This window comes from Pedobacter sp. N23S346 (assembly GCF_048515415.1).
Lineage (GTDB): Bacteria > Bacteroidota > Bacteroidia > Sphingobacteriales > Sphingobacteriaceae > Pedobacter.
Genome location: NZ_JBLYEE010000011.1, coordinates 144,943 through 168,750, shown reverse-complemented (window position 1 = coordinate 168,750; position 23,808 = coordinate 144,943). Strand labels below are relative to the sequence as shown.

At 39.4% G+C, this 23,808-nt stretch carries 18 protein-coding genes and 1 tRNA gene; 8 read left to right on the top strand and 11 right to left on the bottom strand.

The genetic code is table 11. The annotated features are described in order from the left end of the window. The first annotated feature begins 14 nt into the window (after positions 1–14). Both ACN1CD_RS18430 and ACN1CD_RS18425 read left to right on the top strand, forming a co-directional pair. Entirely contained in the window at positions 15–221 is a 207-nt protein-coding gene (locus tag ACN1CD_RS18430) for a hypothetical protein (protein ID WP_419131891.1), read from the top strand. After that, a complete protein-coding gene (locus tag ACN1CD_RS18425) occupies positions 211–543 on the top strand; it encodes a type II toxin-antitoxin system RelE/ParE family toxin (protein ID WP_419131890.1) in 333 nt (110 codons plus the stop codon). Before ACN1CD_RS18430 ends, ACN1CD_RS18425 begins: the two co-directional genes overlap by 11 nt. Before the next feature lie 291 nt (positions 544–834). On the opposite strand, the gene ACN1CD_RS18420 is transcribed toward ACN1CD_RS18425, so the two are convergent. The 10 genes from ACN1CD_RS18420 to ACN1CD_RS18375 form a co-directional block, all read right to left on the bottom strand. Beyond that, positions 835–1,980, bottom strand: coding sequence for a PepSY-associated TM helix domain-containing protein (locus ACN1CD_RS18420; RefSeq protein WP_419131889.1), 1,146 nt, complete (start codon positions 1,978–1,980; stop codon positions 835–837). A 2-nt stretch (positions 1,981–1,982) separates the two neighbouring features. Beyond that, positions 1,983–4,334, bottom strand: coding sequence for a TonB-dependent receptor (locus ACN1CD_RS18415; protein WP_419131888.1), 2,352 nt, complete (start codon positions 4,332–4,334; stop codon positions 1,983–1,985). Positions 4,335–4,619: 285 nt separating this feature from the next. Continuing rightward, positions 4,620–5,009, bottom strand: a complete 390-nt coding sequence (locus tag ACN1CD_RS18410; RefSeq protein WP_419131887.1) for a nuclear transport factor 2 family protein — start codon at positions 5,007–5,009, stop codon at positions 4,620–4,622. A 68-nt stretch (positions 5,010–5,077) separates the two neighbouring features. Continuing rightward, a complete protein-coding gene (locus ACN1CD_RS18405) occupies positions 5,078–5,968 on the bottom strand; it encodes an MBL fold metallo-hydrolase (RefSeq protein WP_419131886.1) in 891 nt (296 codons plus the stop codon). Between the two features lie 84 nt (positions 5,969–6,052). Beyond that, the gene (locus ACN1CD_RS18400) at positions 6,053–6,634 is read right to left on the bottom strand and encodes a Crp/Fnr family transcriptional regulator (protein ID WP_419131885.1); all 582 of its coding nucleotides are present in this window, start codon (positions 6,632–6,634) and stop codon (positions 6,053–6,055) included. A 474-nt stretch (positions 6,635–7,108) separates the two neighbouring features. Further along, entirely contained in the window at positions 7,109–7,792 is a 684-nt protein-coding gene (locus tag ACN1CD_RS18395) for a hypothetical protein (RefSeq protein ID WP_419131884.1), read from the bottom strand. Between the two features lie 12 nt (positions 7,793–7,804). Further along, entirely contained in the window at positions 7,805–9,610 is a 1,806-nt protein-coding gene (locus ACN1CD_RS18390; RefSeq protein ID WP_419131883.1) for a hypothetical protein, read from the bottom strand. 611 nt (positions 9,611–10,221) lie between these two features. Continuing rightward, a complete protein-coding gene (locus ACN1CD_RS18385; protein WP_419131882.1) occupies positions 10,222–10,929 on the bottom strand; it encodes a hypothetical protein in 708 nt (235 codons plus the stop codon). An 18-nt stretch (positions 10,930–10,947) separates the two neighbouring features. Beyond that, on the bottom strand, positions 10,948–11,577 hold the full coding sequence (locus ACN1CD_RS18380; protein WP_419131881.1) for an outer membrane beta-barrel protein: 630 nt from the start codon (positions 11,575–11,577) through the stop codon (positions 10,948–10,950). Positions 11,578–12,311: 734 nt separating this feature from the next. Continuing rightward, positions 12,312–12,384, bottom strand: a tRNA-Lys gene (locus tag ACN1CD_RS18375). 477 nt (positions 12,385–12,861) lie between these two features. Here ACN1CD_RS18375 and ACN1CD_RS18370 point away from each other — a divergent pair. After that, entirely contained in the window at positions 12,862–14,130 is a 1,269-nt protein-coding gene (locus ACN1CD_RS18370) for an Hsp70 family protein (RefSeq protein WP_419131880.1), read from the top strand. 112 nt (positions 14,131–14,242) lie between these two features. On the opposite strand, the gene ACN1CD_RS18365 is transcribed toward ACN1CD_RS18370, so the two are convergent. Next, positions 14,243–15,241, bottom strand: coding sequence for a LacI family DNA-binding transcriptional regulator (locus ACN1CD_RS18365; RefSeq protein WP_419131879.1), 999 nt, complete (start codon positions 15,239–15,241; stop codon positions 14,243–14,245). Positions 15,242–15,517: 276 nt separating this feature from the next. On the opposite strand from ACN1CD_RS18365, the gene ACN1CD_RS18360 reads away from it, so the two are divergent. From ACN1CD_RS18360 to ACN1CD_RS18340, 5 genes are all read left to right on the top strand, one after another. Beyond that, positions 15,518–17,230, top strand: a complete 1,713-nt coding sequence (locus ACN1CD_RS18360) for a glycoside hydrolase family 13 protein (RefSeq protein ID WP_419131878.1) — start codon at positions 15,518–15,520, stop codon at positions 17,228–17,230. A gap of 1 nt (position 17,231) precedes the next feature. Then, positions 17,232–18,575 (top strand): MFS transporter, encoded by a 1,344-nt coding sequence (locus tag ACN1CD_RS18355; RefSeq protein WP_419131877.1) that lies wholly within the window; start codon positions 17,232–17,234, stop codon positions 18,573–18,575. 4 nt (positions 18,576–18,579) lie between these two features. After that, entirely contained in the window at positions 18,580–19,764 is a 1,185-nt protein-coding gene (locus ACN1CD_RS18350) for a glycoside hydrolase 100 family protein (protein WP_419131876.1), read from the top strand. A gap of 12 nt (positions 19,765–19,776) precedes the next feature. Then, a complete protein-coding gene (locus ACN1CD_RS18345; protein ID WP_419131875.1) occupies positions 19,777–20,685 on the top strand; it encodes a carbohydrate kinase family protein in 909 nt (302 codons plus the stop codon). A 107-nt stretch (positions 20,686–20,792) separates the two neighbouring features. After that, positions 20,793–23,807 (top strand): SusC/RagA family TonB-linked outer membrane protein, encoded by a 3,015-nt coding sequence (locus ACN1CD_RS18340; protein WP_419131874.1) that lies wholly within the window; start codon positions 20,793–20,795, stop codon positions 23,805–23,807. The last annotated feature ends 1 nt before the right edge of the window (position 23,808 follow it).

Genomic DNA, 23,808 nt, shown 5'->3' with positions numbered 1-23,808 from the left:
ATTAAATTTGTATTATGAAATTTGTATTGGACGTTAAAGAAAGTAAAGTGGCAATGTTGATGGCATTACTGAATGACTTGCCATATGTAAAAACTAAACCGCTAACTCCTTATAAAGCAAAAGTACTAGAGGATGTTAAAGAAGCTGTGGATGAACTTAATATGGTGCTATCTGGGAAATTAGAAGCCCGTAATGCAGATGATTTATTGAATGAGCTATAAGGTTCAATTTATTCCAAAATTTGAAAAGGAACTAAAGCGCCTTACTAAAAAATTTCCTTCCCTAAAATCGGACTTTTCAGCCCTTTTACAATCTTTAAAAGAAAACCCAAATCAAGGCACATCCCTTGGAAACGATTGCTATAAAATTCGTATTGCAATAGCCAGTAAAGGAAAAGGCAAATCTGGAGGGGCTAGAGTAATCAGTTGCTTCAAGATTGTACATGGAACGGTTTTCTTACTAACTATATTTGATAAAAGCGAACAGGAAAATATTCCTAATAAAGAGCTTAAAGAGCTTCTTAAGTTTATTGATTCATATTAACACGTAAATATCTCCTATGTCTCACCAACCAGCCTAAGTTTTATCTCTTTAATCTGTTAATAACTATGCATTTACAGGCATAAGTTTTCTGTTGGTGAGACACCAACCGATAGAAAAATGGTTAGTACAAATATATTTCTCCTCATTCTCGGTGCACCCTGCAAACACATTACTCATCTCCCCCCTTGCTGCTCTCTATCCTGAAATTTACCTAGTATTGCCCTTGGCCTTCTACCTATATCTAACCTTAACATCCCGATATAATTTTAAAAAACCGAAAGTAAACAACTCCTATTTCCGTTTCTTTTTAGGCTTTAATTTATTATACCACATGATAAACCCGGTAATGGGCATTGCGGCACAGATTAGCGAAACGATGAATGCAAAAACCTTGGTCGGTATTCCGGCAAAGGCACCAGTATGCAGGTCATAATTCATGCTCCTGAACTTTTCGCCCCCATTAACATTACGGTCATTATATCGCATCAGTAATTTCCCGGTATTACGGTCAAAGTAATACCATTCAAAAAGGTGGGTTCTATTTTCAGCTAGCCTAACCTGTACATCCAGCGGATCAGTATCTTTTTCCCTGAAACGGATAGAAAATACATCCGCCTGTGGGTATTGTTTAAGCAGCCCCGCCACTACAGCATCAGTAGCAGCAACCGGATAAATCTCATTCGACGTAGATTTTGGAATTTCTCTTTTTTTAATTGTTTTAGCGCCATTTGCCAGGAATTGCACGGTGTTATCAGCCCATGGAAAGGCAAACACCAGGCCAGTAACCGTAATCAGCATGGCCGGAATAAGGATATAAAAGCCCAATATATTGTGTAAATCGAAATTCAATCTTTTTAAACCTACCCCAGATTTGAAGAATAAATTCCTTTTAAATGCCCTCACGCTCCATTTTCTCGGAAACCAAATGATAAAACCGCTTATCAGTAAGATGAAAAAGCACAGTACAGAAATACCGGTGAGGGTTGTGCCAAGCGCATCACCAAGTAACAGGTTCATGTGCAGATTCAGCATCAACTGAAAGAATTCGTTTTTTGTGTTCTCCACATGGATAATCTTACCATTGTGTGGATTTACGTAAACCCTGAAATAGTATTTGTATTGATTCCAATAACCGATGGCTTTCTTATCCGTAAGCGAAGCACGGAATACCCAGCTTCGGTTTTGGTGCGGATAAATTTCTGCTCTCGAGATTTTGATACCAGGCCCTAGCGACTTTTGGGCAATACCTTTAAGTTTACTAAAACCTATTGTTTTGGCATCAGGAGCCGGGGTAACATAATACCTGTCGTGATAAAAATAGGCTTTCAGCTCATCTGAAAAAACGGTAATACATCCCGTCAGACTCACGATCAAGACAATCAGGCCAGTAATGAGGCCCAGCCATTTGTGGATCCAAAAGAATAGCTTACGAAACATTTCTAAAAGTTATATGATAAATTTAAACTCATCGTAGCGCCGTTGCCACGCACATATTCAGCATCTATTGCACGATATTGACTTACCACCGGATAATAAGAATTGTTCAGGAGATTCTCTACACCCAACCCGGCCGACCATTTCTGACTGAAACGATACGCCGCAGAAAGATTAAACAGACTCACCTCTTTCACCTCCCCTTCGCTGTTTGCAAAAAGCCCGTTGGCCCGAACATCAAAGCGATCGCGGCTGCCCGTATACACCCAGAATAATTTCAAATCCAATGCAGAAACCGGACGGTAGCTAAGATAAGCCGTAGCCTTTGGTGGCGCAATGCGTAGCCCGTTCATGTAAACTTTATTTCCATTAGCCTGCTCTGCACGCCCTTCTACATAAGCATAACTTCCACCCAGCATCCATTTCGTGCTTAGGTTCAAATCTGCCGTAATCTCATATCCCTTAATCCTTTCCGGTTCACGCTGAGGCACAAGAAAGCCGCCAACATCTACCAGGTTAGCACCCAGTTTAGAGGTACTGATAAAATAGGCCGCAGTTAAGTTCAGTATTCCAAACCTGCTGCTAAAACCCACTTCATAGTTATTGGTGATGATTGGATCTGTGGCAATACTTTCCAGGGTACTGCTGGTGGCAGTTCTTAAGATCCGGCCCAGTTCATTTATTGCGAAGCCCTGAGAAAAACTAATAAAGGGATTAAAAATCTCATACTTATTGTACCGGAGACCAGCATTGTAGGTTGTTGCCTGATAAGGGATCTCGCCACCGCTAACTGGTATGCTCCCCTGGCCATTTGGTCCCCTGGCAATAGTATTAAAATCTTTCACTTTCACCCTTGCATTTTCATACCGGATGCCAGCCTTTAATATAAAATTGGTGAGGATATCAAATTTCATTTGCGCATAAGGTGCCACATTGAGCATGTTCATATCTGGAATATAGACCCGTCCGTCGGTAAGTACCTGATTGGTACGATCGTTTAACAGATCAAGGCCATATGTTAATTCTCCGTTGCCCATGCTTCCGGCCTTCCAGGGTGTATTTAACGTTAATCGTACGCCTTTTTTGAAAGATTGTATTTTGGTTTGTCCGGGTCCGAACCAGGCAGTACCTTGCGCAACATACCTGTTCATAGAAACAAAGCCGTTATAATATGCCGAAACATCAAGTGAACTTGATAACGGTAAAGCGTTATGATGATAGGAAATCAATGCATTATGGTTATAAGGTGTTCCCGCAGCCTCACCCGGATCTATACCTTTCTGCCCGATGGAAGGTGTGACACCATACTTCCCTGTTACATTAACGTAATCAGTGTTTTGTACACTTCGGAAAAGATTATAGGAGGCCACAATTTCGCTATGTTCGTTAGGTTTGTAAGCCAGTTTTAAAAAGGCATTATATAAGGCATTCTCACCAAGTCCATCTGGCTGCGCATTTACATTACCCTTTGCATCGCGCTGTACGCCAGTATAGTTATAAGTTCCATTAACCACATAAGAAAACTTGTTGAGTGTTCCGGTAAAAGTTTGAGAAAAACGATAGCCCAAAGTATTTGATGGATGAGCAAGATTGCCACTCAAACCCACGCTCGTGGTTCCGCCAATCGTTTTATCGCCAGAAGGCTTTTTGGTTATAAAGTTGATGATTCCACCAGCAGAACCATTCCCATAAATGGAGGTTGCTCCTTTTATCACCTCTATTCTTTCAATAACCGATGGATCTAGCGTTCTAATGTCTCTGCTGCCATTCATTAAAGGAGTTGATTGCGGAATTCCGTCAATTAATACCAATACCTGCCTGCCCCGCAGCGTTTGACCAGCATTCGTAGCCTTATTATTAGAAGTTCCCAACCCTGGCACAGTATTCCCCAAAATTGCAGATACAGATGGATTTACATTTAACTGCTCTTTCACATCGCGGGCATTTAAAATGGTTACAGAAGAGGGTACATCTTTCAAACTTTCCGCTTTCCGCCCCGCAGTAACGATAACCTCATTAAGGGCATTACCAGGCTGAAGTACAAAGGAAACATCAAGTGTTGAATCTCCGGCTAAAACAACCTCTTTAACCAGTGTTTGATAGCCCACCAGACTCACTGAGAAACGGTGCAGTCCGGAAGGTAGATTTTTAAGTAAAAACCTGCCTTCGTTATTAGAAGAACTATTTTTATTCCCAGAGATACTGATTGTAGCATTGGGTAATGGTTGGCCATCTACATCAGTAACTAAACCGGATATTGCAGCAGTGCCGGTATTTTGAGCAATAGATTTTAAAGGTGATATTGCAAGCGTGAATGCTGCAAACAAGCATAATAATCCAATAACTTTCGCTTTCATGAACAGGGGATTTTTCGAATGGCATCTCAGATGTAGCTACACAGATACCGAGTAATTAAACTTAAAAATTAGCCGCAAATATATCCTTATTTAGACTGAATACTAATTAATTGTTTAATTTATTCAATTCTCCCTTATTATACTTCTCTAAGCTGAGATAGCTATAAACTGAAATAATAATGAAATCATGACTATTAATTTCGCTAAAACAAAACCCTGCTAATCTTGCGATTGCAGGGCTTTGAATGTTTTGGATTGTAATAATTGTTTAGTTACTTTATCCTATTATTTCATTGCATTATTTACCGTTTGGCTGTCTACAAACTGCTCAAAGCTGATGATTTTTCCTTCTTTGAGCTTCCATATATGTGCAACTCTGGCCTCAAAAGCCTTTCCGGTAATGATATATGTTCCGGTATAAGTACCAAAGGCCACTACCCTATCGTCATTAGCAACATAATCTTCAGGAGTAAATTTGTAGTCGATCCATTCGCTCCCCAGCCTGCTGAACACATTTTTGGTAATATCTTCCAGCCCTATATACGTTCCGGCGTAAGGAAAGCCTTTGGCTTCAGTCCAGCTGATGCTGTCTGATACATATTTAGCCAGGTTTCTACCGTTTTCTGCTGAAGTTTTACCTTCATAAGTGCTTTTTACAATTTCTAGATTTGTCATCTTGTTATGGGTTGAAATACAGCCCGAAGATGCAATAAGCACCAACAGACAGGAGATAAATTTTAATTTTACCATTTCATTTCTCCGGTATTTACTTTTGCTCCAATCTGTAGAGCAGTTTCAAAAGTAAGGTCTGGGTATTTTGATTTTATAGTTTGGATTAGTTCTGCTGATGTTTTGTTAGTTTTCAGCGCTTGCTCATAAAATTCGATATAGCTTTTGGTATGTTGTACTGCAGAAATATCGAATGGGGAATTAGAGTTGGCATGCGCAGGAACTACAATTTCTGGATGTAATGCAGCAATTTTATTTAAAACATCAATCCATTGCTTGCGTGCCTCAGAAGTTTGTGCATCGGCCATCCAAAGGTTAAAGGTAGTACCAAACACGTTTATTCCACCAACAACTGCCTTGATAGAAGGGATCCATACAAATGTTTTAGCAGGAAATTCTTCCAGTCCGATAATCTCTAACTTTTGTCCCTCGAGTTCGATGCTGGTACCTTTTAGCACCTGCGGAAGAGTCACATTGGAGGTAATTGCTTTGCCTAATCTCTCGCCCCAGATCTCTAGTTTCTTCTGTGCGGTAGCTTTGATAGATGTTACTGTGGCAGGTGAGGCATATGCCGTAACTTCAGGAAAATATTTTTTGAATACTTCCAATCCGAAATAAAAATCGGGGTCGGTGTGAGAGATGTAAATTGTGGTTAATTTTTTACCTGATTCTTTTATTTTCTGCGCTACCTTTTCAGCATCTGCCAGGGTAAACTGTGCGTCGACTAAAATGGCATCGGTTTTTCCGGAGATGATTACAGAAGCCACGCCAAAGCTATTTTCTGATGCGTTGTAAACTTCCAGTTTTAAATTGCCTGCTTCAATAGTTTTGAAGCTTTGTGCCTGTGTTTCCATTTGAGTTAAGATTAAAGTAGTTAGTAATACGATTGAACTTATTTTTTTCATGATCTGATGATTAAGATGATGAAGCAAAGTTATTCACCCTTTCGGAGGAAAGGTTTAAACTAGTTTAATAAATAAAGTTCGGCTTTATCTTTTTAGTGCAAGCTTTTTTCGGATCTTGCTTAAGAAAACATTGGTGATGCCCAGGTAGGCGGCAATCTGGATATTTGACAAACGCTGGATGAGCTGCGGATATTTCTCTGAAAATTCTTGATAGCGCTGATCGGCAGTCTTGCTCAGGTTGTCGATCATTCTTCTTTGTAAGGCAACATGTGTTTTTTGGGTCATCACCCTGAATAGCTTTTCTATTTCAGGCAGGTTTTCATAAGCGAAATCCTTGTTCTTTTTAGAAATTAACAGCACTTCACAATCCTCCAGCGCTTCAATATAAAGTTGAGAAGGTGTTTCATTGGTAAAACTATCTATATCGGTAACCCACCAGTTTTCGATCGCGAAATAAAGGACTTGTTCAAAGCCATTTTTATCAATATGATATACCCGCAAAAGGCCCTTAACAACAAATCCTTCAAATCTGCACACTTCGCCTTCACTCAATAAAAAATGTTTTTTTTTGATCAGCCTTTGCTCAAATAGTCCGCAAAATATCGCTGTTTCGCTTTCTGAAAGCGAGATGTGCTTTTTGATATTCTGCTGGAGAAGTAGTGTCATTTTTAATTGATAATTAGCAGCTTGCCGAGACTAAATTACAATTTTTTGCGGACTCAAAATCAGTGCATTGACCGAATGGGGCTACGAACACAAGAAAAAGCTTACCCGCCATGCAGAAGAAGATGTGAATATTTAAATTTAGAGATTGCTTGTTCGACGTTTTACGCTTTTGATTGATGAAATAAAAACTAGGTTGGTTGGTGAGACACCAAACCAGTAGGTTAGAATAATTGCCAATCTTCGTGTTCTCGGTGATTTTTTCTCTTTCCATCTGTGGTTAAATGGAATCAAACAGAATTATTGGTGGGATAAGGGATTTTAGACATACATTACCATCTATCACTAGCAAAAAAAACCATGCCTGTAAATTTAATGGTATGAGCAGATTGACGAGATAAAACTTAGGCTGGTTGGCAAGACACCAAAACCATTAGGTTAATCTTGTTGGGATTCTAACTTCTTTTCCCAGGTAAATTAATGCCCAAAAAGTCTGTAATTTTCCTCTTCCATAGCAATCCAGCCCAACCAGTAATCAATCCCAGTTTTTCCTGCACCAGTTGGATCAATCTGAAAAAAATCTGGAATGATTTCAAAATTCTTTCTGGTTTTTAATTCCTGTATATAATGAGTAAAACATTCCAGTAATTTAGGGAAAGAAGAAAAAATAATTTCACTCAATCCTTCCAGATCTCCGCCGTATTCATGGTCATAAACCCTAATTGGATATTCATTATCATCTACCTCGTATCTTCCATCAAAAACCAAGGGTCCGGCATCATTACCATCATCGCCGAATGGGTATAGCTTAGCTTCCACAAGTTCGTTTGCCAGGTCATAATCCAGGTTATCAATAATATTTTGAAGCGGTTCGGTTGGGGAGGAAACAGGGAGCCCAAAGAGCTGACAAGAACAATCCAGAAAAAAATACTGTTTATGCCACTCTATAAAGCTTTTAGGGAATTTCACCCCAAATTTTTGCTCAACGTGATGATAGTCATTCTCATTTAATGTTCCGGTAATAGGCTTCCATTTATAGTAACCGTTATTATTAACAGGAGAATTAATCATATCTTTTGGTGTTTTTTCTTCAACAAATCCCGCCAAAAAATCTGAATACATGAAATAAGTCTTAAAGAAATCATCGATTATTTTGTTCATATACAGGCAATTTTAATTCACTTTTGTTAAACTATTGGTTCGATGATTTATTACATCAATATCTTCTACATAAGTGGCTATTTTTAAAACACCCATGTACCGTTTTTCATCTTCATCCCAGACATAATCTTCAAAGGCATCGTAAGTAACAATTGCCCTGGTAACTGTTCCACTCCGGTTTTTGAATACCGTTTGTTCGATAATTTCAAAATAAAAATTTTGGATCGGCTCTTTATATAATTTACCCATTTCATCCATCGCTCCAAAACCATTTACAAATGCATCAGGATTACCTGTTCTAATATCAGTTATAATTGAAAAAATTTGTAAAAATGGTCCCATTGAGTTTAATCTACCTCCTAATTTAGGGATTTTACCACTAGCCCTTATTCGATGCAGAATGGCAGTCCACTTCTGATGTACTTTTGCAGGGATGGCAAAAGCCATGTTACGTTGTTTGTGATGATGGTGAACTAGTTGATTAAATCTGTATGATTTATGAGCAGGATTATACTTAATCCACTGATCATCAACGTTAACTTTTTCAAATTTATTATTTGAAATAAACATTCTGTTTTCTTCACTAAACATTTCTGGTCTTTTTTTGATTAGTTCTTCCCAAAAATATTTTGCATTTCTTGGATCTCCATATACCGTTCGGCCATTTCTTGGCGTAGCAGGCGTCATATCAATACCAGTACCTTTTATATAATAACCCTCTGGTATTGGATCTGTATTCGGAACTCCCTGTTGCAACAGTTCTGCATCAATAAGTCCAAGCTCATCTTCACCATCGTACCATTCCTGATCGTATTGTACATCAAAATCTGATGGTAAATTAACAGGAGAATATTCATTATCAACAACGGGTATGGTAGGTCCTGATGGAGTAGGAACAGCTCCAGGCCCTTCACATGGCATGATCCAACTATAACCATCAGGCGCCGGATAATTAGGCTTTGTATAACCTGGATCTGAACTACAACTTGGACCATTTGGCGGAAAATAATCAGCCCCTGATGTGCCACCATTAGATCCACCACCAACAGAACCTCCATTACTACCAGAGCCACCATTACCACTACTTCCACCACCTCCGCCTCCACCATTTTCAGGATCTTCAGGATTTCTGATTATTATACACTTCCTGCTGTCAACTATACTCTGTCCACAAAATTCATGGCATTTTGTAATACAAATTACCCACACATCAGGATTTGTTGGATCTAATGGGTCTACGGGAGGCTCTGCAGTTTCAGGAAGTGAATTTGTCATGTTATTACTTGATTTGCCAGGAATCAGACTCATGCTTTTTGCCGGAATCATCCCCTTATAATCGTATGCTTTAATAAAATTGCCTTCCCAATCTTTAACAACAATTTTGCCCGTATACTGGTCTCTTTTGCCATAAAGCCAAGCTTTATCCGGAAGTAGGATTACCCATTCTGTATGAATCTGTTGCAGGCTATCTTTATACATAAAAAGATAATTCAGAGATCCGAAGGGTATGAGTTCTTTCTTTCCTACATCTACAACAGAATAGGTTTTACCAAAATCGAGCGGTATCTTAACTGCATTCCCTGTAGAAATTAATTTTTGATAAGCGCTTTCCCAAATTGCTTCTTTATTATCTAAAATTTCAGCTATTGATTCGTCGTTTGTTGAAGGCTTTGTAACCCCTTTAGACAGGAGCGTTTTAGATTTGAGCGATGGTTTTACAGTGGTTTCAAAATACTTCTTGGCCTCTGCAATAGAAAGCGAGCTTGTTAAAACATTCGAGTTAGGCTGGAGTAAATCCTTTTTACAACTTTGTACCATAAGAAGGCACATCAAAATTAGGCACGCCGCAACTTTGCCTTTGAGCATTAATTTTTTCATCGTTAATTTAAATTTAAAGTGTGAGCGGGATGATGAATAAATATAGCGTAACAGTTCATTTACTTAAAATGGCACATATAAATTTTACACGAACTGATTACCACAACTTGTTTAGCCAAGTAATAAGGCATATAAATCTAACTTATTTTACACGAATACAACCGTGAGAGCACTCGAAATCTTTAATACATACGGAAGGAATTTAGTTAGATTTCTATTAGCCTTCCATCCCAATCCTATAACATGATAGTTTGCATTTTATGGCATGCTTAAATTGAAAAAGAAATGATTCCGCTATTTATAAGGTTGTAAAAGCAGGCTTTGCATGCCATACAATTAATACCGATAGTGAAAAGGAAATCTGAAAACTTAGATGATAATTATTTGCAAATTTTGAGCATATACCAGGCTCTGTCTAATAGGGTGAATTTTGGCCGATCCTTTTAAAAGCAAAAATCCCGCTAATCTTAAGATTGCGGGATTTTATACATTTTGATCGTATGGTAATTTTTGTTGGATTTTAACTTAAGGATATAATGATTAAAACATTCCTACCTTGCGGTAGATAGTGATAAAGATTTTTTTACAATGGTTTGTAAATTATTGGGTAACACATCAAAAGTAGTTTGAACGCCTGATAAACCATTTTCATCCTTAAATATTCTGGTTGTACCAACAGGTACAAGAAAGAGATTAGCCTCATCTCCCTCTTTCGATACCAGGTAATGGCTCCAAACCAGATTTTTCATTGATCCACCCGCTGCTTCCCCACTAATTACATCAAGCGCCACATAGTTTACACTGCCCGACTTACCCTTAACTTGTGAAAAAACAGTGAACAAATTGTTCTCACCAGATATATAAGTAGCATTATTATCGCCACCACTATCAGTACCATCACTTACATCTTTGTATTCCATGCTAACTGTATATTCATTGGTATTCTGATTTTTAAACTGAAGTTTGTAATCATTAAAATAACGGCCTTGAAGGTTGTTGCCAGAATTATCAAATGAGCAATAGGCCGGACTAAATAAAAACACCCCATTAATGGTTGGTGGTGTTGTGCCACTATTTACGGTCATACCGTTTTTTTTCAGGCTTTCAAGAATTTCTGGCGTAATCACGTTGTTGATTACCTGTGGATATTTAGGCCCCAACGGACCAGTAGGCGTTTCATCTTTATTTTCCTTTTTACAAGCCACAAATAATAGTGGGAATAACAATAACAGCGAAGATAATTTAAGTAGACTTTTCATAGGTTATATTTTGAAAGTTTAAAGCTTAAATGCAATGCCAACGTTCACCACGGCAAGACTTTGATAGCCTAGCTCTGCAAATAAGCTGGTATTGTTAGAGAAATAATACTTACCGCCAGCAAATAAGCCGAAACCTACACCGCTGCCTGTAGTGCCGTTGAAGCCCTGGTTGTTGCTCACACTGGCAATAACATACCCAAGGCTGGCACCTCCGTAAACATCAAATTTAGGATCCAGCTTAAAAATTTCGTTTAAGTGATAGGAACCCCTGGCACCAATGTAAAACGCATTCTGTTTAAAGCTATAGTTTGCACCTGGCAGGTCTACATTGTACTTAGAACTGGCGTAAGCCACCTGTCCACCAACGCTGATCTCTTCCGTAATTCCTTTTTCGAAAGACACACTTGGATTTACCGGCAACGACGAGGAGTAACCTGAACCAAAAAACGGACTCCCAATACCGATCCCCACATTTAGCAGGTTATCACCTTTGCTATATGCCCTAAGGGAAGAATTGTTGTTTTTGGAAGCCATAGCTTTCGTTTCAGTTTTAGCCTTCGGCACAGCCTTACTTTTTGATTTAGACTGGGCTGCTGCAATAACGCCAATAGCCATAAAAAAGGAAATCATTAATAATTGTTTTTTCATTGAGATCAATTGAATTACGGGTAAATAAAATAGATGTATTTGGATTAAAATAGGCCTTCAAAAAAGCATTTAAAAGGTTGGTCAAAGATAAACCCGTCGCAATTGCCCATCCTATACCATTTTTTAGGTAATTTTTTATCATTGGAAATGGGATGATAAGCTAGGTTATTTGTAGTGGTGGAATGGTAGATTTTGCCATAAAAAGCGAAAACCTACTAATCGTATGATTGTAGGGTTTTATATATTTTAAAATTCGGTTTCTTATTAAAGAAAAGGGCTTTAGAAATTTTGTAATTGAAGCCGATTTTGTGGGTTCGGGAGTAGTTTACAGCCCTATCTTTCTACCAAAGCAGGCTAAGGTTTAGTCCGATCCCTATTGGGGTTCCATTGGAGTCCTAAGGCATGATAGTTGCATTTTAAGGCATCTTTAAAAAAAAAGAGATAGACGCCTATGGAATAATGGCAGACGAATAAGCTTGATTTGGTTAGCGTTTACTTATTATATCTCCATGTCAACCTTTTCTAAAGCAGTCGTCATTGCGGTGGTTGAAAAAGCAAGCATGACACAAATACTTTTTTCGACATCTGTGGTTATATCCTTTTTATCTGTGGTTAATTTTCCTTGCATGTCATTATCTCGAGTTATGAAGAAATCTTTTAAGAAGATGCTATTCTTGCGTTACATCCTGGAGGGTATAAAACAAAGAAACCCCACATTGCTGTGAGGTTTTCTGTGATCCCGCTGGGATTCGAACCCAGGACCACTACATTAAAAGTGTAATGCTCTACCAGCTGAGCTACGGAATCATTATTGAGGTCGCAAAGATAGAAATATTTTATAAAAAACAGCAAGCATTTAAATAAACCGCCCCTCTCCCACCTGAAACCACTGATTTACAGCAAAATATTTTTCACCAAAACATTCTAAAAGATGCGATCAGCGATTATTAATGGCCAGATCATTATTGAAAAGACGGGTTCAAACCGTTGAAAACTTTTGATAGATAGCTTCATTAAAATTATAGATATTTGCCGAAATGTTCCCTGAATATAGTTTAAAACGATAAAGCATCATTCAGAAAAACAATAGCGCATTCAAGATCAACAGAATATCATTAACAGATTAAAGAAAATAGCAGGAATTTCCCGCACGATTTCGCCACCAATAAATACGGCGAAGTTAGGCAGGATACCATCAGGGTTTATCCTCTCCTGTTTACAATAAACCTGATCTGGTTATTTTGTTCGAACAGAATGCTGAACAAATTTAAAATTCAAGTTTACATGGGTAACTTTTTATACGGAATCGATTTTGGAACCACCAACTCTGCACTTTCTATTTATGATGAGCAGAAAAAAGAGATTGTTGATACGATTTCCATTCCATCGTTAATTTATTTTACCGAAACAAAAAGTTATGTAGACGGCGAAAGTCACATTGTTGGTGAGAAAGCCATCGACGCTTATTTAAGTGACGGTATGAAGGGTCGTTTCATCAAATCAATTAAGCAAATTCTATCCAGAACAACCTTTACCGAAACCAGAATCCACAATAAACGCTATACGGCATCGGATTTAGTAGCCTTAATTTTAAAGGATTTGAAAGCCAAAGCCGATGAAATTATTGGTGAAGAGTGCGAGCGGGCGGTGATCGGTCGACCGGTTTTTTTTGATGATGACAATACCGCTAAAGATACTTTGGCGCAAACCAGGTTAAAAAAAGCCGCAGAAATGGCTGGTTTTACCGATGTTCGTTTCCAGTTCGAACCCATTGGTGCAGCTTTCGCTTATGAGAAAACCATCAAAAATAAAGAACGGGTGTTAGTGGCCGATTTAGGTGGCGGTACCACGGATTTTACTTACCTGATTCTCGATCCGGAGAAAGTGGGTAGTACAGACCGTAAGAACGACATGATTGCTTCTGGCGGGATTTACATTGGTGGCGACAGTTTGGATTCGGCAATGATGTGGGATCGCGGAACGCCTTACTTTGGTAAAAACACAATGTATGAAGCCACGCCCGGAAAGGTTTTAAATGTTCCGAAATCTCTTTTTGCCAACATTTGTACCTGGGATAAAATGAATTTCTTTAATGGTTTGAAAATCCAGAAAGAGATTGAAGATTACTATTATTACTCGGGGAACGACCCGAAGTTTAAAAACCTGATTACGCTGGTGGATAATAATTTGGGCTATTCGGTTTTCAGAGCAATAGAAAAAACAAAGATTGAACTTTCTGATCAGCCAGAGTCTGATTTTAAGTATGACAATATGGGCATCGAAATAGATGAGAAAATCACCATCAATCAATACAATGGCATCATCGAAAAAGACGTAAACAAAATTGAAGCTTACCTAACGAGTTTCATGGAAACCAACCAAATTAAGCCGGAAGATATCGACTGCCTGTTTTTAACAGGCGGGACATCGATGGTTGCAGCCATCCAGATGCTGTTCAAAACCAAATTTCCGCATATTCCACTCAACTCAGGCGACAATTTTAAAAGCGTAGCCAAAGGGCTAGCCTACAGCGGTTATCTCTTTGATAGTTAATACATTGTCCTTTTTTTATTTGTTTCGACTGTAGTCTTCTAGGTTTAGTCTTTCAGCACCTATCTTTTAGCTTTGTTTTTTTGCTTTGGTCTTTAAGCTTTTAGCTTTATACTCAAATAGATCCCCCTTCAATCAGACGCGACTCATCTACAATGGTTTGGGCAAAAGAACTGCCGGCAATGCAGCGCATCATCCGGTTAAGGGCCAGTTTCCCTAGCTTGAAGCCACTCGTTTCAGCATAGGTAATCTCCGGATAAAAAAGTTTCGGAATCATGCCGTCACTAATACTAATGATGCCGACATCCTTCAGCACTTTCAAATTCTTCCGTTGCACAGCCTTCATTACGCCAGCCAATATTTCATCACTCATGCAAAAGATTGCGAAATATTCTCCTTTAAAATCGTCAATAGCAGTTAACGCCACTTGCTCTGCTTCTTCAGAACTGATGGCATGCACGGTTTTAAGTTTAATTTTCTGATTTCCCTCTACCAGCACTTCTTTAAACTTTTGAAATCGCGCTTGTGTAATCGACATATTCAGATCTCCAAATATCCCAAGTACATTTTTAATTCCCTTTTTTAAAATTTCTAATGCGGCCAGAAAAGCCGCGTGTTCATCGCCCACACAAATTTTATTGCAGAGTTCGGAACCGGGCACCTTATCAAAAAAGATTACCGGAATGCCATAGCCGTCTAATTTGGTAAAGGGCGAAATATCTTTGGTTTCTGTAGTGATGGAAATGAACACACCCGAAACCCTTTTTAGTCTGCAACTTTTTAAAATCTCGAGTTCAATCTGCGGGTCGTTAGATGACCGATAGATAAACACCGAATAACCGTGAAGCCTGGCATCCTCCTCAATCGAACTAATAAATGAATGATAAAAGAAATTAGATAAGCTCGGCACTACGATGGCAAACTCCTTGTTATTGTGCATCCGCAGGTTTACGGCGTAAGGATTTGGATCATACTCAATAAGCGCTGCCAGTTCATTTACCTTCCGCTTCGTTTCTGCCGAAATATCCGGATGATCTTTTAATGCTCTCGAAACTGTTGAGATACTTACATTTAATTGTTCGGCAATCTTTTTAAGGGTTGGGCTTAGTCTCATATTTTACACTTGGTTACTCAAATATAAGTTTTCCACAACAAACATTTGCGGAAATGTTACCGCAAACGTTTGCGGTCATAAATAGCGCATTTCCATAGTTTTAATTGGAATTAAGCCTATCTTCATATCAACAAAAAAATAAGTAGCAACAGTAAGGCATCCAGCCTTTCTATGCTGCCAACAACTAACCAAATTATAATTTCTGTCGCTATAGCAATACAGCTACAGAATAAAAACGTATTTATGAGATTTCTATGTCTGCTAACCGTTATTTGCATGCTTAATTTTGAGACTGAATCGGTATCTGCTCAGGAAAAAGCCACGCAGCAACCTACATGGTGGAAAGAAGCTATTGTTTATCAGATTTACCCGAGAAGCTTTAAAGATAGTGATGGCGATGGTATTGGAGATCTAAAAGGAATTATTTCAAAACTAGATTACCTGAAAAGCCTGGGTATTGATGCCGTTTGGCTGAACCCGATTTTCTCTTCGCCAAATGATGATAACGGCTACGACATTAGTGATTACCGCAACATCATGAAGGAATTTGGCACGATGAACGATTTCGATGCACTGCTGAAAGGCCTCCACCAACGTAACATTAAACTCGTGCTGGATATGGTACTGAACCACAGCAGCGATGAACATGAATGGTTTAAACAAGCTAAACAATCGCGCACCAACCCCTACCGCAATTATTACCATTGGTGGCCCGAAGAAAAAGGCAAACCTACTCCGCGCTACAGTTTTTTTGACGTAAATAATGATGCCTGGAAGTATGACGCAACTACAAAATCATATTACCTCCATTATTTTTCGCAAAAGCAACCTGATTTAAACTGGGAAAATGAAAAACTTCGGAAGGAAGTGTACGACATGATGAAGTTCTGGCTGGATAAAGGCATAGATGGCTTGCGGATGGATGCCTTTCAATATGTGTCTAAAGATACCACCTGGAAAAAATACCCTGAAGGTTACGAAAAAAATATCATTCAATATTACGGAATGGGTCCAAACCTTCACCCTTACCTGAAGGAGATGAATAAAGAAGTGTTGCGTAAATACAACGTAATGACAGTTGCCGAAGGTGCCGGAAGTACTTTAGAAGATGCACACGCCCTGGTTGATGAGGATAGGCAGGAGTTAAACATGGCCTATCACTTTGAAATAATGGATATCGGGAACGATCCCAAAGGTTACCTGCTTACCGATTTGAAGAAAGCTTTTACTAAATGGGAAATCTCTTTTGCAGATAAAGGCTGGCTGGCTATTTTTCTGGCAAACCACGATGTACCCAGAATGGTCAGTAAATATGGCAATGATAGTCCTGAATTTCGCGCAGCCTCATCAAAATTGTTAACTACATTGATTATGACCATGCGGGGCACCCCATTTTATTTTAATGGCGATGAATTAGGCATGTCTAATATTAAGTTTGATCAGATTAGTGACTACCGCGACATTGCCACCATTAACGCCTATCAAAACGCAGCTTTGAAAAAGGAAAATCTGGATGCATTTATGGCCAAGCAGCAATTTATATCGCGGGATAATACGCGAACACCTATCCAATGGGATAACACCGCCAATGCAGGCTTTAGCACTGGCACACCATGGATTAAGGTAAATCCAAACTATCAAACCGTTAATGTGGCCGCAGAGGAGAAAGATCCTAACAGCATACTCTCCTATTTTAAAAAAGTGGTTGCCCTAAGAAAAGCGACACCAACACTAATTTATGGCCGCTACCAGGTACATGACATGGAAAACCCAAATGTCCATTGCTACACCAGATCACATGTCAATGAAAAAATGCTGGTATTGTTAAACTTCTCTTCGAAAGAAATTAACTATCAAATTGATGAGAAAATCAATACCGCAGCATCGGTGCTGGCGATTAATAACTATGCAGAAGCTATGGCGATAAAAAATAATAACATCAAACTGCTGCCTTGGCAAGCAGTGGTTTACAAATTGAAAAAGCATTAACATGATCGTTGCACAACCAGAAAAAGCAGGAAAAACGACTTCTGCAATCAAATTGAACTTTGGTTCCATTATCGCCATGAACCTTGGCTTTTTTGGAATTCAATACAGTTTTGGGCTACAGCAAACCAACATGACACCCATATATTCTTACCTGGGGGCCAATGCAGATCAATTGCCTTTACTTAATTTAGCCGGACCAATGACAGGCCTGATCATTCAGCCGATTATTGGTGCCATGAGCGATAAAACCACCAGCAGGTTTGGGAGGAGGCGTCCGTATTTTTTAATTGGTGCCATTATTTGCAGCATCTGTCTGTTTGCAATGCCTTACAGCAGTTCGATCTGGATGGCCGCCAGCATTTTATGGATTCTGGATGCCGGAAACAACATCACCATGGAGCCATACCGGGCATTTGTGAGTGATAAATTACCATCAGAACAACATGCACTGGGTTTCTTAACCCAAAGTTTTTTTACCGGTTTAGGGATTACACTGGCCAACCTTACCCCTGGCATTCTGATTGCCGCAGGCTTCATTAGCATCCACTCCAGAAGTGGGAACAATATTCCATACACTACTTATGCAGCTTTCTTTATTGGTGGCGCAGTATCTATAGGTTCTATAATGTACAGCTGTTTCACTACGAAAGAAACACCTTTAACCAATGAAGAGATTAAGAAAATAAAGGCAGCTCCGGGCGGCATCGGAAGCATCTTAAAAGACATCGGCGAAGCTTTTAAAACCATGCCGCTCACCATGAAAAAGTTAGGTATTGTTTACCTTTTTAACTGGTACGCCATGTTTGTGTATTGGCAATTTATCACCCTGTGCTTAGCCAAAACCATTTATAATACCAGTGATGCCGCGTCGGAAGGTTTCGCATCCGCACAATTGCTCACCGGAACGGTAAATGGCGGCTACAATGTGGTTACCTTTTTAGTAGCCTTCCCATTGGCCTTTTTTGCCAGGAAAATCACTGCTCAAAAAGTACACCTGCTGAGTTTAATATTTGGTGGAATCTGTTTGGCTTCGCTACCGATGATTCACCAGGCAACACTTTTATTCATCCCGATTATTGGTTTGGGTATTGCCTGGGCCAGCATGATGGGCACACCTTATGCCATGCTCGCAGGTAGTATTCCCAAAGAAAAAACGGGTATTTTTATGGGGATTCTTAACATGTTTATTGTAATGCCCATGCTGCTGGAAACTATCACCTTTAAATACGTATACAAATATTTATTGGGCCATAACCCTGAAAATGCCATCATATTTGCCGGCGTACTTATTACCATTGCAGGCAGTTTCGTTTTATTAATTAAAAGCAAAAACACACCAATTTAAATCCATGGTAAACAAACCATTATATCAGCAAGCGCTAAACCTTCTGTACGAAGCATCTACACCATTTGGATTTGTAGCCGCCGTACAGGAACAGGATAATTACAAACGCGTTTGGACCAGAGACGGCGTGATCACCAGCATTGCCGCTTTATTAAGTGGCGATATAGTGTTAATTAAAACCGCCAAAGCAACGATTGATACCCTCTTCAACAAACAACATTCAAATGGTTTTATGCCCTCAAACGTATCGCCAAAAGATGGCGCAGCCAGTTATGGCGGTACATCTGGCAGGGCCGATAATCCATCATGGGCGGTAATTGGTTTATGCACCTACACCATTTTAACGGAAGATTACAGCTTATGGGAAAAATATCAGCAACAGCTGGAAAAATGTTTTGCAGTGATGGATACCTGGGAGTTTAATGGAAAACACCTGGTTTATGTACCTCAAAGTGGCGATTGGGCCGATGAATATATTCAACATGGTTATATTCTTTTTGACCAGCTCTTGCGTGTTTGGGCTTTGAGATTAGCATTCAGACTTACAAAGAACGATACTTATTTTACGAAAGCACAAAACATTACCAATACAATTACCAATAACTATTGGAAAACAGAAAAACAGAAAAATGCCTATGCACCCAATCTGGTTCATCAGTTAAAAGATGCTTCCAGCAATTTTTGGCTGATGGGTTTTAACCCGGCAAGAATATATCCCTATTTCGACCTCCAGGCCAATGCGTTTTGCTTACTCCTGGGCATTGGAAATGATCAGCAGAATAATGTTTTACTAAACTACGTGAAGCATAATTATGCTGCCAAACAATCTTTGATTCCATCGTTCTCACCAACCATCGAAGCGGAGGATGCGGATATGAATGAATTGAAAAACAATTATGCCTATGCGTTTCGAAACCTGCCTAACTATTTCCATAATGGGGGTTTATGGCCGGTATGGAACGGCTGGATGGCAGCGGCCTTACACACAACTGGTGAAACCAATATGGCGTTGGATTTAACGGCAAACATTCACACAGCAAACAATAATAAAAACAGCTTTAACGAATGTTTGCATGGGCTAAACAATACACCTTGTGGGGTAGAAAAATGTACCTGGAGCGCCGCTGGTGCCATCATCGCAGAGCAAGCTATGATGCATCCAGAATTTAAAAACTTATTTAACGCATAGTTAGCGAGCAAAATGGAATTAACAAATAACATTTCACATAAAAAGGCACTGGTAATCGGTGAATTACTTGCTGATATCATTTCCGAAGAGAATATTCCTTCACTGGCATCACCATCATCGTTTAAAATTAATCAAGGCGGAAGCGCGGCCAATTTTTGTTGCAACCTGAAATGGCTTGGCATAAATGCTGATTTGGTGGCCACCGTGGGCGATGATAACCTTGGTGTTTTCTTAACCAACGAACTTAAAACTGCAGGGGTTTCAGATCAATATTTGCTGCGCACTGCCCAACACCAAACCACAATTGTATTAGTAGGCAAAAATACCGAAACACCCGATTTTATTGCTTATCGCAGTGCAGATGCTTACATCACCCCAATTGAAGATCAACTGATCGAATCTGCAGATCTTTTGCATACCACCGCTTTTTCGCTGAGTTTAGCACCTGCACAAAAAAACATTCTGATTGCTTTTTCAAAGGCTAATCAGCTGAATAAACAAGTTTCTATCGACTGGAATTTTGCACCTTCCATTTGGGGGGAAGATGATGGCAAGGCTGTTTTTGAGCAAATCTGCAAATTGAATCCATTGTTAAAAATCAGTGTGGATGATCTGGAACGTTTCACCGGAAAATCTTTAAGTATTGAAGAATCGATGGAATGGCTGAACCAATTATCCATAGAACTTATCTGCCTTACCTGCGGAAAAGATGGTGTATGGTACAAAACAAAAAACCAGCAATGGCAACATCAACCAGCACTTCCGGTAGCCGCTGTAACAGGTGTAACGGGTGCAGGAGATGCATTTTGGTCGGGATTTATTGCGGGTTACCTCCAGGATCAACCTATCGAAAATTGCATTGATTATGCGCTCGAAACTGCCAGGAAGAAAATTGAGAAACCTCAGCCATTATACAAATAACTAACACTAACTAAATCCAATATGAACCCAATTAAAGCTGCACCACCTTAACTGACAACGCTCAATTCTGAAATAAAACTTTTTCTAACCAATTAATTAAAACAATTATGAACCTTACTTTACTTAGCAATTGGTCTGTTTTCCACAATAAACAGAAATTGCATTTTCTAGGGAAACTGATGACCATTACCTTTCTGATGATCTCGCTCAGTACCACCGCCTTTGCCCAAACCGTGGTAAAAGGAATAATTTACGATAACGACAAACTTCCATTGGTTGGCGCTACTATTCAGGTAGCTGGTACCAACGTAAAAGCACAAACAGATGCCGAAGGAAAATACCAGATCGCTGTACCTTCTGCAACTTCCAGATTAATTGTGAGTTTTGTAGGCTTTGAATCACAAACGGTTAGCGTAAACAATCAAACTTTAGTAAACGTTACCCTCGCATCCCTTAACAATCTGGATGCAGTTGTGGTAGTGGGTTACGCATCTGTTAAGAAAAGTGACCTGACAGGTGCCGCAACTACTGTTTCAGCAAAGGATTTTAATAAAGGACCGCTGAATGCGCCTGATCAATTGATTCAGGGTAAAGTTGCCGGTGTGCAAATGATCAACAATAGTGGTCAGCCGGGTGGTGCCTCTACGGTAAGAATTAGGGGTAATTCGGCCATTACCGGATCGGGACAACCTTTATATGTTGTTGATGGTGTGGCTTTAGACGGACGTTCGGCAAGGCCATCGACCAGTGCGGGTATTGGTATTGCACCAGATGGCAACCCACTTAACTTCATCAATCCGGCAGATATCGAATCGATGGAAATTTTGAAAGATGCCTCTGCAACGGCTATCTATGGCTCCAGAGCAGCTTATGGGGTGGTTTTAATCACAACTAAGCGTGGAAAATCTGGAGATGCTAAAATAGACATCAGTGCTTCTGCAGGTGTTGGAACTATCTCCAGAAGAGTAGATGTTTTATCTGGCGATGAATACAGGGCAGCACTTAGAAAATACGGGTTAACCGCCGGTGATTTCGGCACCAGTGTTAACGCATTGGATGAGGTATTGCGCACCGCTTACAACCAAAACTATTCTGTAGGCATTAGTGGCGGTACAAATGGCAATACTTTCAGGGCATCTTTAGGCTACCAGAATCAACAAGGGATTATTAAAGGTTCTGATTTCAAAAAATACAGTGCAGGTTTTAACGGAAACTTTAAGTTTTTAGACAGCAAAAAACTAGGTTTAGATGTGAACATGATCAGCAATCAATACCTGGAAAGTATTGCTCCGATCACCACTGATGCCGGTTTTACCGGAAGTTTAATCAGCCAGGCTTTGGCATGGAACCCAACACAATCTTTCTATAACCCAGATGGAAGCCTGTTTATTGATTATGGTTCTACCACCATTAATCCTTTAGCAGCATTAGCGGCAAACAGCGATAAAGCAAAAGTATCTACCATTTTAGGAAGCGTTTCACCTTACTACAAAATTACACCATGGTTAGAATACAGAATGTTAGCCAGTGTAAATTATAGCACAGGGATTAGAAGAGCCTCGACTAGGAGTACATTGAACTTACAAGGTATTCAACCATCAGGAGACTTTTTAGGTGGTTATGCCAGCTACTCCAATACAGAATTGATTACGCAACAGTTTACCAATACCTTAAATTTTAATAAGGAAATTGTTTCCAAACTGAATTTAAATGCCGTTGTCGGTTATGAATATTCAAGTTTTGTAAATAAAGGGGCAGTAAATACAGCCACAGGTTTTGGAAATATTGCAGTAGATTATACCGATGCATTTGAGGCCACCTTACCAGCGAATCGTACACTGGTAACCAATAATGATCCCACAACCGAATTACAATCTTACTTCGGAAGGGCCATTTTTAATTATGACAACAAATATATCCTAACTGCTACTTTCAGAGCAGATGGTTCCACCAAATTCGGAACGAACAATAAGTATGGCTATTTCCCATCTTTTGCCGCCGCATGGGACATTAAAAAAGAAAGCTTTTTGAGTGACGTACAATGGATTAACTTACTAAAAATCAGAGCAGGACACGGTAAAACCGGTAACCAGGATTTCCCTTCCGGATCTTCTCAACAACGTTTCGTAATCAGAGGTGTAGATGGTTTGGTAGGTATCAACAATGCTAACCCAGATTTGAAATGGCAGGAAGATAAACAAACCAACGTGGGTATCGATTTTGGTTTCTTAGGGAGCAGACTTACAGGATCGATTGATTATTTCAATAAGGTGACTACAGATTTGTTATTCCCTCAAAATGCCTTTTCACCAGCCGCACCAAATGGTGTAATTACCTGGTATAACTTAGATGGCGAAGTGCAGAACAAAGGTTTGGAGTTAAGTTTAAATGGTAGCATCATCGAAAAAGATAATCTATCATGGTCTTTAGGTGGTAACGTTACCTTTATCAAAAACAATGTAAGCAACCTAACGGGATTAATCAGAACAGGATCTTTAAGCGGTCAGGGATTAAGTGGTGTGAATTTAGAAGTGATCCAGAACGGGCTTCCCCTATTCGCCATGGTAACCAGACAGTATAACGGTTTAGATGCTAATGGATTCTCAACCTATACTGATGATGGTTTTACCAGGTATTATCTTGGAAACCCTAACCCAAAAGTAATTCTTGGCCTTACGACAAGCCTGAGGTACAAAAAATTCTCTTTCACGGCAAATCTAAACGGATCTTTCGGACAGAGTATTTACAACAACACCGCCAATTCTGTACTTGCAATCTCCAATTTAGGAACCAGAAATATTTCTTCAGCGCTTGTTAATTCAAGCATTCAGGAGTCATTGGCCAATCCAATTGCAGCATCATCAAGATATATAGAAAAAGGAGATTACGTAAAGTTAGCCAATGCCACCATCAACTATAACGTGGGTAATATTGGCAAAGCGATTAAATCGTTAAACATCTTTGTGAATGGTCAGAACCTTTTTGTGATTACAAACTACACCGGTTTCGATCCGGAGGTAAATGTGAACAAAAGCATTAATGGTGTACCATCAGCAGGTATCGATTATACCGCCTATCCAACTGCGCGAACATTCAACTTTGGTGTTAACTTCTCTCTTTAAT